The organism is Nocardiopsis sp. NRRL B-16309, assembly GCF_001279585.1.
GTDB lineage: Bacteria > Actinomycetota > Actinomycetes > Streptosporangiales > Streptosporangiaceae > Nocardiopsis.
Window position 1 is genome coordinate 18,350 of record NZ_LGEC01000094.1, and the last position, 13,250, is coordinate 31,599.

Annotated in this window: 14 protein-coding genes and 1 pseudogene; 6 read left to right on the forward strand and 9 right to left on the reverse strand. The window is 70.5% G+C overall.

Translation table 11 applies throughout. The annotated features are described in order from the left end of the window. Positions 1–16 precede the first annotated feature (16 nt). Positions 17–1,207, reverse strand: a complete 1,191-nt coding sequence (locus tag ADL05_RS32325) for a hypothetical protein (protein ID WP_053618932.1) — start codon at positions 1,205–1,207, stop codon at positions 17–19. Between the two features lie 283 nt (positions 1,208–1,490). On the opposite strand from ADL05_RS32325, the gene ADL05_RS22160 reads away from it, so the two are divergent. Then, entirely contained in the window at positions 1,491–2,522 is a 1,032-nt protein-coding gene (locus ADL05_RS22160; protein ID WP_053618933.1) for a serine/threonine-protein kinase, read from the forward strand. A gap of 120 nt (positions 2,523–2,642) precedes the next feature. On the opposite strand, the gene ADL05_RS22165 is transcribed toward ADL05_RS22160, so the two are convergent. Continuing rightward, a complete protein-coding gene (locus tag ADL05_RS22165) occupies positions 2,643–3,176 on the reverse strand; it encodes a hypothetical protein (RefSeq protein ID WP_053618934.1) in 534 nt (177 codons plus the stop codon). A 212-nt stretch (positions 3,177–3,388) separates the two neighbouring features. On the opposite strand from ADL05_RS22165, the gene ADL05_RS22170 reads away from it, so the two are divergent. Further along, positions 3,389–5,512 (forward strand): bifunctional UDP-sugar hydrolase/5'-nucleotidase, encoded by a 2,124-nt coding sequence (locus ADL05_RS22170; RefSeq protein ID WP_053618935.1) that lies wholly within the window; start codon positions 3,389–3,391, stop codon positions 5,510–5,512. A 106-nt stretch (positions 5,513–5,618) separates the two neighbouring features. On the opposite strand, the gene ADL05_RS31945 is transcribed toward ADL05_RS22170, so the two are convergent. Together ADL05_RS31945 and ADL05_RS22180 are read right to left on the reverse strand one after the other, a co-directional pair. Then, complete coding sequence (locus ADL05_RS31945; protein ID WP_231640864.1) at positions 5,619–6,062, reverse strand: hypothetical protein; 444 nt, start codon at positions 6,060–6,062, stop codon at positions 5,619–5,621. Between the two features lie 135 nt (positions 6,063–6,197). Continuing rightward, positions 6,198–6,728: a hypothetical protein gene (locus ADL05_RS22180; RefSeq protein WP_053618936.1), complete on the reverse strand. Its 531-nt coding sequence runs from the start codon at positions 6,726–6,728 to the stop codon at positions 6,198–6,200. A 192-nt stretch (positions 6,729–6,920) separates the two neighbouring features. Here ADL05_RS22180 and ADL05_RS22185 point away from each other — a divergent pair, with 192 nt between their 5' ends. After that, a complete protein-coding gene (locus tag ADL05_RS22185; protein WP_017570862.1) occupies positions 6,921–7,589 on the forward strand; it encodes a response regulator transcription factor in 669 nt (222 codons plus the stop codon). A gap of 68 nt (positions 7,590–7,657) precedes the next feature. Then, positions 7,658–8,944 carry a HAMP domain-containing sensor histidine kinase gene (locus tag ADL05_RS22190; protein ID WP_053618937.1) on the forward strand — a complete coding sequence of 429 codons (1,287 nt, stop codon included), beginning with the start codon at positions 7,658–7,660 and terminating at the stop codon, positions 8,942–8,944. 46 nt (positions 8,945–8,990) lie between these two features. On the opposite strand, the gene ADL05_RS31235 is transcribed toward ADL05_RS22190, so the two are convergent. The 4 genes from ADL05_RS31235 to ADL05_RS22205 all read right to left on the reverse strand — a co-directional run bounded on the left by ADL05_RS31235 (position 8,991) and on the right by ADL05_RS22205 (position 11,925). Further along, positions 8,991–9,539, reverse strand: coding sequence for a barstar family protein (locus tag ADL05_RS31235; protein ID WP_197285894.1), 549 nt, complete (start codon positions 9,537–9,539; stop codon positions 8,991–8,993). Between the two features lie 47 nt (positions 9,540–9,586). After that, positions 9,587–10,972 (reverse strand): pre-toxin TG domain-containing protein, encoded by a 1,386-nt coding sequence (locus ADL05_RS29950; RefSeq protein ID WP_082376750.1) that lies wholly within the window; start codon positions 10,970–10,972, stop codon positions 9,587–9,589. Between the two features lie 315 nt (positions 10,973–11,287). Then, positions 11,288–11,422, reverse strand: a complete 135-nt coding sequence (locus ADL05_RS32185; protein WP_255351858.1) for a hypothetical protein — start codon at positions 11,420–11,422, stop codon at positions 11,288–11,290. Positions 11,423–11,475: 53 nt separating this feature from the next. After that, positions 11,476–11,925, reverse strand: coding sequence for an ATP-binding protein (locus tag ADL05_RS22205; RefSeq protein WP_053618938.1), 450 nt, complete (start codon positions 11,923–11,925; stop codon positions 11,476–11,478). Positions 11,926–12,003: 78 nt separating this feature from the next. On the opposite strand from ADL05_RS22205, the gene ADL05_RS22210 reads away from it, so the two are divergent. Next, the gene (locus tag ADL05_RS22210; protein ID WP_053618939.1) at positions 12,004–12,771 is read left to right on the forward strand and encodes a helix-turn-helix transcriptional regulator; all 768 of its coding nucleotides are present in this window, start codon (positions 12,004–12,006) and stop codon (positions 12,769–12,771) included. 4 nt (positions 12,772–12,775) lie between these two features. Then, a complete protein-coding gene (locus ADL05_RS29955; protein WP_082376753.1) occupies positions 12,776–12,937 on the forward strand; it encodes a DUF397 domain-containing protein in 162 nt (53 codons plus the stop codon). Positions 12,938–12,988: 51 nt separating this feature from the next. Here ADL05_RS29955 and ADL05_RS22215 read toward each other — a convergent pair. Beyond that, positions 12,989–13,250 (reverse strand): annotated as a pseudogene (locus tag ADL05_RS22215) (ATP-binding protein); the annotation flags it as partial.

Genomic DNA, 13,250 nt, shown 5'->3' on the forward strand with positions numbered 1-13,250 from the left:
TGTGGACGGCGCCCGTTCAGGTCCCGCCCTCCAGGACGTCCGGTTCGGCGCTCAGCTCGGCGACGCGCAGTGCGAGCCGCTGCGCCTCCACGAGCGAGGACAGGGCCTCGTCCTGCTGGCGGTGGTCGGCTCCGGCGGTCACGGCGAGGGCGTCCAGGCGGGCGGCGGCCCGGCGGTCGTAGGCGGACAGCTCCGCGGTGCTCACCTTGCCCGCGTAGTCCTCCAGCACGTGCACCCGCTCGGTCACCCTCGCGACGTCCTCGTCGAGGACCTCGCGGGCGCGCTCGGCGGCCCGGCGGCTGTGCTCGCCCGGCGTCGCGATGCCCTCGATGGTGCGCCGCGTCCTGGTGTGCTCGCGCAGCCGGTCCGCGATCGACCACTCGACGTCGCACAGCACGACACGGTTGCGCACGGTGTCCAGCAGGAGGCCCTGGTCGTGCAGGGACGAGGCCAGGACCGAGTCCACGGCACGCTGTGCGCGCCCGAGCAGCGCCCGCGCGGGGGCGTCGAGCATGTCGGGGGCGACGAACCAGTCCCGCAGGTCCGCGGCGAGCGCGTGCCCGGCCCGGTGGTCGTCGTGCGCGGACGGCAGGGCGCGGGCGGGCTCCGGCGACACGAGCGAGCCCATCATGACCAGGCCGCCGCTGACGCCCAGCACCAGCATCATGACGAATCCGGCCACGATCATGACGGCGCTGCCCAGGAGGAGCGACAGGGTCAGGACCCCCAGGGCCCCGACCGCGCCGCCGCCGACGATCCAGCCGCCGGCCGTCCTGGCCCGGTCCGGGTGGCGCGGTCGCGGGGGCGGCCGCCACGGGGGCGGGGGTGGCGCGTGGCGGTGGTACCCGCGGCGCACGGCGGCGTCGAGACGCCGGGCGTGCCCGGCGTCGACCTCCGGGTGGACGGTGATGCGCGCGGGCGCGGCGGCGCCGTGGTCCCCCTCGTCCCCGTCGCCGAGGGCGGCGGCGGGCGCGCTGGCCAGGAGTTCCCGGACCCCGTTTCCGCGCGTGGTCAGGACCGCGACCCGGATCCGCGGGTCCATGGCGGCCAGGCCCTGTTCGGCGAGGTCCCGGTAGACCTGGTGGGGCGTGTGCTGGCGCAGGCGCACCAGGCCCTGGTAGCCGGGCACTGGCACCGCTTCGCGGACCGCCCTGGCCATGCCGGCGGTCACACGGACGGTGGTGCCGTCGGCGAGGGGCAGTTCCATGGTGTCCCTCCCGCCCGCGGAGCCCTTCCGCCCTCGTTGCATGTCTACCATCCGGACGCCGGTTCGACGCCTGTGGCGGGGTTCCCGTTCCCACGGAGCGGGGTCAGGGGTCGCCGGTCAGGGCGAACTCCATGGCGATGTCTCCCGTTCCCGCGGAGCGGGGCCCGGGCACGGCGGGCGGTGTGCGGCGCGGGTCGCGGGCAGGACTGGGGCGGCGGTCGCTGGGTAGACTCCTGCCACCCGTCACCAGCCCCAGACGTCCCCCACCGACCGGGAGCCCCCCATGAAGGCACGCGGTGTCCGCAGGCTCAAGCCACTGGAGCCGGGCGATCCCGCCGAGGTCGGCGGGCACACGATCGTGGGCCGCGTCGGCTCCGGGGGGATGGGCACCGTGTACGCGGCCGACTCCCCCGGGGTGCACGGCTACCTCGCGGTGAAGGTGGTGCACGCCGCCCAGGCGGGCGATCCGCGCTTCCGTGAGCGGTTCGCGCACGAGGCGCGCCTGCTCGCCAAGGTCAACAGCCCCTCGGTGGCCCGCTTCGTGCGCGCCGACGTGGAGGCCGAGCGCCCCTGGATGATCACCGAGTACGTGCCCGGCCCCACCCTGCGCTACCACGTGGAGCGCTTCGGCCGTCTGCGCGGGGGCATGCTCCTCGGGCTGGCCGTCGGCACGGCGGAGGCGCTGCGCGCGATCCACGACGCGGGGGTGGTGCACCGCGACCTCAAGCCGAGCAACATCGTGCTCTCGGCCACGGGGCCCAAACTGCTGGACTTCGGGATCGCGCATCCCGTGGAGGACCCCGACCCCACCAAGTGGATCCGGCTGCGGAAGATGCGCCGGGCCTACCGCGACCTGCGGCTCCCCTCGCCGGACACCCTCTCCGACGAGCGGTTGAGCATGCGGCGCGACCGGCTGGGCACCCCCGGGTGGATGAGCCCCGAGCAGTACCACCGCCAGCCCACGACGCAGAAGGCCGACGTCTTCCTGTGGGGCGCGGCGGTGGCCTTCGCCGCGGTCGCGCACGACCCCTTCGGCCGCGCCGACGACAAGGAGATGGCCCGGCGGGTCATGTTCGAGGAGCCGGACCTGCAGCACCTGCCGAAGGGCCTGCACGAGCTGGTGGAGGCGGCGATGGCCAAGGACCCCGACGACCGCCCGGACGCGCCGGAGCTGCTGCGCGCGGCGCTCGCCCTGGAGGGCCCCGAGGGCGGCGTGAAGGCCCCCGTCCCGCCTCCGGAGCGGGTCACCGTGCGCGGCCTGCTGGAGCGCCGGTGGACGTCGGTGGCGGTCCGGCCCCCGCGACCGCCCCGCTGAGGGCGGCGGGAGCGGCGGAGCCGGTGACGATGGCCGGCGCGGTGACGGCGGCCGGGCGGCAGCGTTGGCGGCAGCCGGGGCGGCGGCGCTGGTGACGACGGCCGGGGCGGCGGGCGTGGCTCAGTAGAGCCCGTAGTACGCGCGACCCTCGCGGGAGAGCATCGCGACGAGCATGTACACCGCGAAGCCGAGCGGGACGGCGGCCAGGAGGTCGCCGGTGAACATGTTCCACGCGAGCAGGGCGCCCGCCGCCCCCTGGAAGGCCACCACGCCCCAGTAGGCGCCGAGCGTGCGGCGGCGGATCCGGCTCGCCAGGAACGTGGAGAGCAGGCCGTAGACGCCCGTGACCAACGCGAGCATGCCCATCATGGAGCGCATCATCTCGGGGCTGATGGCCAGGTCGACGTTCTCCTCGGCGGCCAGCTCGGACTGCTGCCGGAGCACCTCGGCCATGTCCTCGGTCGACACGCTCAGCCCCATGACGAACAGCAGGGACAGGGCGAGACCGCAGAAGCCGCCGACGAACATCAGCATGCGCACGGTCGCGACCTTGCGCGGGAGCGGCGCGTGGGGGCTCAGGGCGTCGAAGTGGGGTCCGAAGCCGAAGAGCCCGTGCCCGGCCCCGTGGGGGTCCTGCGGTCCGAAGGGAGACACGAGAGTCCTTCCGAGGCGTCGTTCGGGGGTTCGTTCCCATCGTAGGCGGCCCCGTCCCCCGTGGCGGGCGCGCCCATGGCACACCGCGGGTTGTTCAAATCGTCACCTGGGCGCCGGTGCCGCCTTACCGGCCCCCGTCTATGGTGAGTCCTTTCGTACCACGCACCCCACCCCCCGCTCCCCCATTCCCCCGGACAAAGGAGTCTCACCGCATGTCCAGACTCGTACGCGCTTCGGGCGCGCTGCTGCTGTCGGGTGCCCTGGTGGCCTCGTCGGCGGTGGCCGCCGGAGCGGACACGGCGGAGGATCCCGCCTTCACCCTGACGATCCTGCACGGCAACGACCCCGAGTCGCAGCTGCTGCACTCCTCGGCCGACCCCGGCTTCGGCGGCGCCGCCCGCTACACCACGCTGTTCCGGCAGCTGCGCGAGGAGGAGGCCGCGGGCGGCGGTGCCGACGAGGCGGCCGAGCGCGGTGTGGTGTCGGTCAACTCGGGTGACATGTACCTGCCGGGTCCGGAGCTGGCGGCCTCGCTGGAGGAGGGCGCGCCCCTCTACGACGCGATCGTCGCCAACGAGGTCGGCTACGACGCCGTCGCCATGGGCAACCACGAGTTCGACTTCGGCCCGGACTTCTACGCGCGCTTCGTCGGGGACCTGACCGGCGACACGCGGGTGGTCGCGGCCAACGTGGACGTGTCCGGTGAGCCCGAGCTGGCCGCGCTGGCCGACGCCGGGCGGATCGCGCCCAGCACGGTCGTCGACGCGGGCGGGGAGCGGGTCGGCGTCGTCGGCGCGCTCTACCCGGACCTGGCCAGCATCTCCAGTCCGCGCAACGTGGTGCTGGACGAGGTCGTCGGCCCCGTCCAGGCCGAGGTCGACCGGCTCACGGCCGACGGGGTGGACAAGATCGTGCTGATCTCCCACCTGCAGGGCATCGCGTTCGAGCAGCGCGTCGGCCAGGAGCTGACCGACGTGGACGTCATCGTCGCCGGCGGCGGGCACGAGGTCATGGCCGCGCCCGACGACGCGCTCATCCCCGGGGACGAGGTCACCGCCAACCCCGTCACGGGTGAGCCGCTGCACTACCCGCTGGTGGTGAGCGACGCCGACGGCGGCGACCTGCCGATCGTCACCGCCGGGGCCGACTACGAGTACGTGGGCCGGCTGGTCGTCAACTTCGACGCCGCGGGCGAGCTGGTCTCGGTCGCCGACCGGTCCGGCGCGGTCCGCGTCTCGGGCACCGGCGACGACGCCGTCGAGGAGGACGCGACCGTGCGCGCGGAGGTGACCGAGCCGGTCTCCGCCCACGTGGACTCCCTGGACGAGACCGAGGTCGCCCAGAGCGAGGTGGGCCTGGACGGCACCCGCGACCCGGGCGTGCGGACCCAGGAGACCAACCTGGGCAGCCTGATGGCGGACGCGCTGCTGGACACGGGGCGGCGACGGGCCGAGGAGTACGGCGTCGACGCACCGCAGATCGGTATCCAGAACGGCGGCGGCATCCGCAACGGATCGGTGATCCCCGCCGGTCCCCTCACCGTGCTCGACACCTACTCGATCGCGCCCTTCGCGAACCAGACCGTGGTGGTCCCCGACCTGCCGCGGACGCAGATCAAGGAGCTGCTGGAGCACGGTGTGTCCGCCGCTCCGGCCGCCGACGGCCGCTTCATGCAGGTGGGCGGCGTCAACTTCGCCTACGACCCCGAGCGCACCGCGCAGGAGGTCGACGCCGAGGGCACGGTGCTCACGCCCGGTGAGCGGGTGCGCAACGTCGTGCTGCACGACGGGACGGTGCTGGTGGCCGGCGGCGAGGTCGTGGACGGCCCGCCCGTCTCGGTCGCCACGATCGACTTCTCCGCGCGCGGCGGCGACATGTACCCGTTCCGGGGCGCGCCGTTCACCGTGGTGGGCACCACCTACCAGGGTGCGCTGGAGAGCTACCTCGCGACGACGCTCCAGGGCCGCGTGACGGCCGCCGACTACCCCGAGGGCGGTTCCGGCCGCATCGTGGTGGGCGAGGAGGCGACCGACCCGGGCACTCCCGTGACGGGGACGCTGGAGCAGGTGCGGGAGCCGGTGCGCGAGGGCGTCTCGGCGCACTTCCGGTACACCACCGACGCCCCGGGCTCCGACAACGTGGTGGCCCTGTTCGCCGAGGGCACCTCGCCCGGTGACGGCGAGCCGCTCGCCACGGCCAAGGCGCACAAGTCCGAGGGCCGGACCGCGGTGCGCACCCGCGGACTGGGCACGGGTGAGTTCACCGCCTACCTGCTGGACGGCGAGGGCGGGGTGCTGGCCGGACCGGCGGCGTTCGAGATCGTCCCGCGCCGGTAGGACGGCGCCCGAAGGGCCGGTCACCCCGAGGGGTGGCCGGCCCTCGGCGTGCGGGCCCCGGGACGCCGCCGCGTGCGGACGCGTCCGGCGGCGCCGCCGCCCGGCTTCAGCAGCGGGGCAGCCCCTCGACGGGCTTCCAGGGCTCGGCCACGCGCAGGGCGGTGGCGCTGACGAAGACGTCCAGGTTCCCGACGCTGTCGTCGGTGAGGACCCACCAGGTGGTCATGCGGCCCTGGCCGTCGGAGTGGGGCTCGCCCTCGACCTGGCAGAAGAAGGCGTTGCGGCCCGCCCAGAGCCAGCCTCCCGTGGGGTACCGGGTGTCCTGGGACCAGTAGGAGCGGCTGTCGCGCCAGGTGGTGTAGTACCGGCGCGGCGAGAAGCCCTCGCGGGCGTCGGCCTCGCGGGTATCGTCCCCGCCCGCCTTGTCCCCGCGGGCGTCGGCCTCGCGGGTATCGTCCCCGCGGGCGTCGGCCGTGTGCGCGGCCGCCGCGGGGGCCGCCGCGTGGGGCGCCCCTCCCAGGGCCAGGGCGCACAGAAGCGCCGTCGTCACCGTACGCAGAGTGCCTGTGTGGGCCATCGCCGCTCCTCCCGCCGCCGACGGCCGATGCCGCCAAACCGTACCGACGGCGCCATTGTGACACAGAGCGATCTTATTGTGACTTTACGACACAGCGCGGGTGTGCGGTCAGCAGCCGGCCGCGGATCTGGCGTCGTCGGCCATGGCGTCGCGTTCGTCCCGGTCGAGGCCGTGGTGGTCGAACCACACGAGTACGAAGTGACAGGCGTCCCGGGTGTCCCGGGCGTCGTGGCCGCCGTCCGAGCGGGCCTCGCGCATCGCCCGGGCCGCCTCCGCGGCGATCCCGGTGTCGCCGAAGGCGACGATCCGCACGACGTCGGTGTCCATGGCGGACGTGCAGAGGAAGGGGTCGGGCTCGTCGGCCCCCTCGGGCTCGGCGCACAACTCCGCGGTCGTGTCGAGACGCGAGCCGATGCCGTGGTCCTCGCGCAGCGCGCCGACCAGCTCGTCGGCGGACATCAGACCCGCGGCCCCGGCGGCACCGCCCTGCCTTCCCTGCGCGACGACGCCGACCGCCCGATCCACCAGGGCCAGGGCCCCTCCCAGGAAGGCGGCGCCGCCCAGGACCGCGATGACGGTGAGGACCACGAGCAGGCCCGTGCCGTGGTGGCTCGACTGCGGTGCTGGGTTCGGACGCACGTACGACTCCTCGCCTCGGGGATGCCCGACTGAGTCAAGCCTCCCAGTTTCACCAAGTACGTGCAAAGAAAAGTTCTATGGTGGCCAATTGCCCTGTATGCCCGGTATGTGATTCACGTATTTTCGGCCAACCTTGGGACATCCGGCGCGCATAATAGGGAAATGCGCGACCCGGGATCTACGATCAACAGCATGACCTGCGTTTTGCTGGCCGAAGACGATGTCTCGATCTCCGAGCCTCTCGCGCGCGCACTCCGCCGCGAGGGTTATACGGTGGATGTGACCGTCAACGGCATTGAGACACTCGACCGTGCCCGTGCGGGAGACATCGACCTCATGGTCCTTGATCTCGGGCTGCCCGAAATGGACGGGCTTGAGGTGGCACGTCGGCTGCGAGCCGAGGGTCACGGAACGCCGATCCTGATCCTGACCGCCCGTGCCGACGAGGTCGACACCGTCGTCGGCCTCGACGCGGGCGCCGACGACTACGTCACCAAGCCCTTCCGCCTGGCCGAACTCCTCGCCCGCGTCCGGGCCCTGCTGCGCCGGGGCGGCGCGGAGGTACCGGTCGTGCACGGCGTGCGCATCGACAACGACTCGCGACGCGCGTGGCTGGGCGAGCGTGAACTCCAACTGACGACGAAGGAGTTCGACCTCCTGCGCGTGCTCGTCCGCGACGCGGGCAAGGTGGTCACTCGTGAACAGATCATGCGTGAGGTGTGGGACACCAACTGGTGGGGTTCGACGAAGACCCTCGACATGCACATCTCCTGGCTGCGCCGCAAACTCGGCGACGACGCCAACCAGCCCTCGTACATCACGACCGTTCGCGGCGTGGGATTCCGCTTCGAGCGGGACTGACTCGACCTTGGGTTCACAGCGCTCGGTACCGGCCGGCCGACCCAGGGGCCGTACGGACGTGAGGTGACATGCGCAGGAGGATGGTCTTCTCCACGCTCGTGGTGACCGTCATCACCGTCATGCTGCTCGGGCTGCCTCTGGGCGCACTCACGTACAAGCTCGTGTACGACGAGTTCAGTCGGCAGCTCCAGGGCGAGGCCGAGCTGATCGGTGCCGAGAGCGACAGCATGCTCGAACTCCACGGCGAGGTCGACCTGGCCGAGTTCGACCGGACCTACCCCGACCGGTTCGTCCGGATCACTCCCGGTGTTCAGACCGCCACGGTGACCGCGGGTGATCCGGCGCTCAACCCGGAGGAGCCCGACGCGCCCAGCCTGCTGCGCCAGACCGCGCTCACCAGCGACGGGACGCGCGTGGAGGTCTGGGCGGAGGCCGAGGCGGTCCAGCAGAGCGTGGTCCAGGCCTGGATGGGCATCGCGTCGCTGTCCCTGCTCGCGATCGGAGTGGCCGTGGGGCTGTCCATGTTCCAGGCGCGCAGGCTCACCCTGCCGCTCGTGGACCTGGCGGCCACCGCCGAGCGGCTGGGCTCCGGCGTGGCCTCACCGTGGGGCCACCGGTACGGGATTCCCGAGGCGGACCGGGTCGCGGAGGTGCTGGACCGCAGCGCCGAGCGCATCGCCGGGCTCATCGCCACCGAGCGCCACTTCGCCACCGACGCCTCCCACCAGCTGCGCACTCCGCTCACCGCGCTGACGATGCGGCTGGAGGAGATCATCGCCGAGTCCGGGAACCCGGAGGTCGTCCGGGAGGAGGGCGAAGCCGCCCTCGCCCAGACGGAACGGCTGGTGGAGACGGTGGAGAGCCTCCTGGGGCGGGCCCGCAAGAGCCAGAACCCCGAGGTGGAGCCGGTCGAGCTGGATCCGGTGCTCAACCACATCCAGGCGGAGTGGTCGCCCGTCCTCCAGCAGGAGCAGCGCAGGCTGCTGGTCACCGGGGACCCGGGGCTGACCGCGATGACGGTGCCCACGGACCTGTCGCAGATCCTGGCCACTCTCGTGGAGAACGCCTACAAGCACGGCGCGGGCACGGTCACCATCCGGCGCCTGGACACCGGCCAGTCGGTGCGCATCGAGGTCAGCGACGAGGGCGCGGGCGTGCCGGAACACCTGTCCGGCCGGATCTTCGAGCGCGAGGTCAGCGGGGGCGGCGGAACCGGCCTCGGGCTGGCGCTGGCCCGGCACATCGCCGAGTCCGAGGGCGCCAGGATCGAACTGGTGCAGACCCGGCCGACCACCTTCGCGCTGTTCCTGCCCGCGGGGGCGGGCGGCCTCACCAAGATGACCGGCCCGGTCTGATCCTCCCCGACGCCCTGTCCCCGCCGCCCCCGACGGATCACCGAGGTCAGTCCTCGAAGGCGAGAGCGCGTCCGCGCGGGTCCTCCGCGAGGTACTCCTCCAGCATCGCCCGGATCACCCTGGCGTCCCGGGGGCAGACCTCCTCCAGGTGACGCCACCCCGTGAACCGGAGCGTCCTGGGCAGCTCCACCAGCCCGGTGATCGCGTCCCAGAAGGCGTCCAGGTTCTTCCCGTACATGTCCGGGAAGCCCAGCGCCCTCTTCAGGACGACGTGCAACTCGCGGGAGTCGGCCACCCCGCCCACGTCCACCGTCACGTCGATCGAGACGGGGCTGTCGCTGACGGTGAACACGGCCGGGTCCGCCGACCGGGTCAGAGCCTCGGACAGCCGCATCACCTCGGCCGCACCCGTCGGACAGGCCCTGCTCACCTCGTTCCAACCGATCACGTGGACTTCACCGCCCCGCGCGCAGAAGTCGGCGACGGCCTCCTCCAGCGACCGCCAGTCCGTGGCCGCCGCAGGGGAAAGCCCCAGGTCACGGACGAGGGCCGAACGGATCCCGGCCTCGGTGGACTCATCTTCCAGGTCGATCATCATGCTTCCCCCACAAGCAGGACTGGGCGGCCACAACAAGCACAATTCTATTTGTACCTGCCGATGTAATGCGCCGTACTGTAATGGTCGGCGGTGACGTAAAGCAGCCCGTCGTCCGAGTACAGGAGCCGGGTACCTGGCTGCTTTGACCGCTTCATCTCATTGGTCATCCCCACGTCCGCCTCATACCACACCCTTCCCGAAGAATGGGGAAGCAGGTCATTCGTATTTCTATAAACATCTCCGCCGATCTGCCCATTCGGGATATGGTTTACGAGCGCCCTTCCATGATCCCAACCTTGCGCCTGCGCCTCACTTTTCGTGACATAGTTCGACGGAAGTTCACCAGTATTCCGCAGACTCGCGATCAATTCATTAGAGTTTTCAGCCGCACCCATCACTTCGCGGTAGCGTGCCATGTTGACCAGGGTGTCGGCGCCCCTGTAGCTCGACCGGAGAGTACTCAGGAAGACGACACTTCCCAGGAGCCGGTCGAAACCCGAGACCTCTTCTCCTGTGACCGGATTCTGCCCAGTGATCCCCTCGTACACTCCCTTGGCGTCGCCCGCTACTGGAGTAAGATCCAACAGCATCGACATGTTTCGATCAATCTCGGCGGCCTCGAAGATGTCCTCCACACCGCGGTCACCGTAGACATTGCCCAACCCCGACAGGTCCATATCGCTCAGATCAACGGGAATCGACCGTTCACCCTGAATGAGGTCGCCCATATCACCGAGCGCATCGATCATGCCAGAGGCTCCCGAGTCGAGCCTCTCCATACCCCGGTTCGCCTGCCGGATACCGGCGTTGGCCTTGTCCATCCCCTCGTTCGCCTGGTCGATCCCGGCGTTCATCTGGTCCAGGCCGTCATTAACCTTCACCATCGCTGCGTTCATCTGATCCAGGCCCTCATTGGCCTGATCGATTCCGGCGTTTGCCGCTTCCAGGCTCTCATTGAGACCGCCCAGGAAGCCGTCGAGTTCACCAACGAAATCCGCCAGACGACCCAGGATCTGGATGAGTTGGTGAGTCAACTCGACGAGCTGGGCGGTGACCTCGACCATGCTCTCCACCCTGCGGCGGGTTTCAGCAAAGTCCTGCCTGTGATCCTCGTCCTGAATGTGCTCCACGAAATCGGAGGGCGTCATTTCAAGAAACTTCTCAGCGGACTCGATAACGTCAAACTGATCGTTGCTGGCCTGGTGGAAGACATGCAGGACGAAGCCATATGTGAGAACGGTGTCGACCACTGTCCTTCCCGTACCCATCTTGCAGAGGGAACGCGCCACGATTCCGGATCCAGAGCACTGTTCAAGGAGCTCCTCATTGGACTTCGAACCCGAATACAGACCAGAAGCATGCACGGGCGCCTGGGCTCCGAGCTGCGACAGAAGAAGGAGGGACAGGACGATTGGTATGATCTTTTTCATTGTACTATTTCAAGAAAGACGGCATTGCAAACAAAAACCAACCATCCCACCGAAAGAACACAGGAAGAGCACATTAGATCAGGTTCGGAAGTGATATTACTCACCAGTAGCAAAGTTCTCGGCCACTCGTGCCCGGGGACGGCGCCTTCGAGTGCGGCGATCACTACCGTCGGGACGCGATCAACCAGCGGTGCGCTTGGGGTCCGCAGCGGGGTGGGGTTTCCGGCCCGCCGGGAGATCAGTCGAACCGCAGGGACACAGCCGAGAGGTGGAGCCGGCTGGCTCGCGGCCGCCGTGGCTTTCGGATCGGACTGGTCAGGCCAAGGGCCACCGGCGGCCGTCCACCGGAGAACCATGCCAGACGAACTGCTCCTCGGGCGTTCCGGTGGCGCCGAACGCGCTCCACTCGGGCTCCCCGTGGGCGACCCACCAGCGGTAGGTGTCCTCCACTATCGTCCACAGGCACCGCGGCCCACCCTGCGTCACCCGGTGACGAGTCCCGGTCAGCGGTCGAGTTCGGCGTACATGCCGTGGCCGTTGGGGAGGCGGCCCCAGCAGGCGGCGAAGGAGTCCACGAGGACGAGGCCGCGCCCGTGTTCGGCGAGCGGGCCGGGCGTGGAGCGGCGCAGCGGGTGGACGTTGCCAAGTGGACCGCCGTCGCGGACCTCCAGGCGGAGGCGATCGGGGTGGACCAGCAGCCGGACCGCGAACCGGCCCTCGGGGAGTCCGCTCCGCGTGTGGTGCACGGCGTTCGTCGCGAGTTCGGACAGGATCAGGCCGACGTTCTCCGGGGGCTCGACGCCTCGGCCGGTGAGACGGTCGTGCAGCCACGTGCGGGCCTCGCCGACCGAGGTCGGGACTCCCGGGAAACTTGCCCGTCCTCGCCAGAGCACGTCATCGCGACGCGGCGGGAACGCGAGCAGGTGGCCGTGTGCGGTGTCTTTGCGGTCCATGCGATCCAGATCACAACATGCTCACGATGGGTGACAAGTCCACTGCCTAGCGCATGTGCATCCCCGTACGGTCGACGCATGGACGATGCATCTTTTCGCACTCTGCTGCGTTCCGGCCGCACCTCGCGGGGCTGGACGCTGGACCGGCTGGGCAGGCTCGTCGGCGCCGTGGGGACCACGGTCGGCCGCTGGGAGCGCGGCGAGTACCTGCCGCCCCGGGAGGTCGCGGTGTCGCTGGACCGCGAACTCGGCTACGGCAGCCAGCTCATGCGGGCGTGGCAGATCGAGAAGACGGGTTCGCCGCTGCCGCCCTGGGCGCACGACATCGCCCTTCTGGAGGAACGCGCGCGCCTCATCGAACTGATCTCGCCCCATCTGGTGCCTGGTCTGCTGCAATGCACGGAGTACATGCGACTGATGATGGGACGCAACCTGATTCCGGCCGCCGACATCGCGCGGCTGGTGGACGCTCGCTCCCGGCGGCTCGAAGCGCTCATCGCGAACGGTCTGGCCTCGGTGACGGCGGTGTTCCCCGCCTTCGCCGTCGACCGCCTGCCCACGGACGTTCGCCGGGAACAGGCGGCACGGCTGCTGGAGCTGACCGACGCCGGGCACGTCGACGTGCACCTCATCATGGACGAGGACACCCCGATCGGCCTCATGGGGCCGCTGATGATGTTCCACCTCCGTGAAGGTGGGGCAATAAGTGCGAGTGAGCACAACAGGGGCGTTATCGTGCACGACGAGGCGAGCGACATCGGACGTCTGCACCACCAGATCAAGGCAGCCCTGGGCCGATCCCTCCCCGCGGCCGCGTCGCGCCGGTTCCTGGAAGAAGTGAGGTAGCAGCATGTGGCACAAGTCCAGCTATTCCCCCAGCGGCGGTGACTGTGTGGAGGTCGCGGAGGGCGCCACCACGCTCGTCCGTGACACCAAGCACCGGGACCTCGGGCACCTGGAGTTCGACCCCGTCGAGTGGGCCGCCCTTGTCCGAGCGACCGAGGTTCAGTAGTCCAGAAACGCAATCGGGCCCCGCCAGGACTTCCGGCGGGGCCCGGCTCGGTCAGCGGGTGAAGACGTAGGGGCGCATTCTCTTCGGGGCCGTGCCCGGAGGCACGGTGAACGTGGCCCAGACGTGGGTGCCGAGGTCGGCCCAGGGGGCGAGTCGGAAGTGTCCCCAGGCTGTGGACAGGCTCTCGACGAGCACGAGGCCGCGTTGGCCCTCCGCCCAGTCCCATTCGTCGGCGGTGCGTTCGGTGGGGATGCGTGGCGTGCCGCCGCCTCCGCCGCAGTCGCTCAGGGACACGCGCAGGGTGGCCGCGTCG

What these genes read in the sequence shown, in the direction of transcription:
- ADL05_RS32325 (WP_053618932.1), bottom strand. Translation starts at nt 1,207, where the DNA reads ATGGAACTGCCCCTCGCCGACGGCACCACCGTCCGTGTGACCGCCGGC.
- ADL05_RS31235 (WP_197285894.1), bottom strand. Translation starts at nt 9,539, where the DNA reads ATGATCGACCTGGAAGATGAGTCCACCGAGGCCGGGATCCGTTCGGCC.
- ADL05_RS22205 (WP_053618938.1), bottom strand. Translation starts at nt 11,925, where the DNA reads ATGGACCGCAAAGACACCGCACACGGCCACCTGCTCGCGTTCCCGCCG.
- ADL05_RS22170 (WP_053618935.1), top strand. Translation starts at nt 3,389, where the DNA reads ATGTCCAGACTCGTACGCGCTTCGGGCGCGCTGCTGCTGTCGGGTGCC.
- ADL05_RS29950 (WP_082376750.1), bottom strand. Translation starts at nt 10,972, where the DNA reads ATGAAAAAGATCATACCAATCGTCCTGTCCCTCCTTCTTCTGTCGCAG.
- ADL05_RS29955 (WP_082376753.1), top strand. Translation starts at nt 12,776, where the DNA reads ATGTGGCACAAGTCCAGCTATTCCCCCAGCGGCGGTGACTGTGTGGAG.
- ADL05_RS22160 (WP_053618933.1), top strand. Translation starts at nt 1,491, where the DNA reads ATGAAGGCACGCGGTGTCCGCAGGCTCAAGCCACTGGAGCCGGGCGAT.
- ADL05_RS22190 (WP_053618937.1), top strand. Translation starts at nt 7,658, where the DNA reads ATGCGCAGGAGGATGGTCTTCTCCACGCTCGTGGTGACCGTCATCACC.
- ADL05_RS22185 (WP_017570862.1), top strand. Translation starts at nt 6,921, where the DNA reads ATGACCTGCGTTTTGCTGGCCGAAGACGATGTCTCGATCTCCGAGCCT.
- ADL05_RS22210 (WP_053618939.1), top strand. Translation starts at nt 12,004, where the DNA reads ATGGACGATGCATCTTTTCGCACTCTGCTGCGTTCCGGCCGCACCTCG.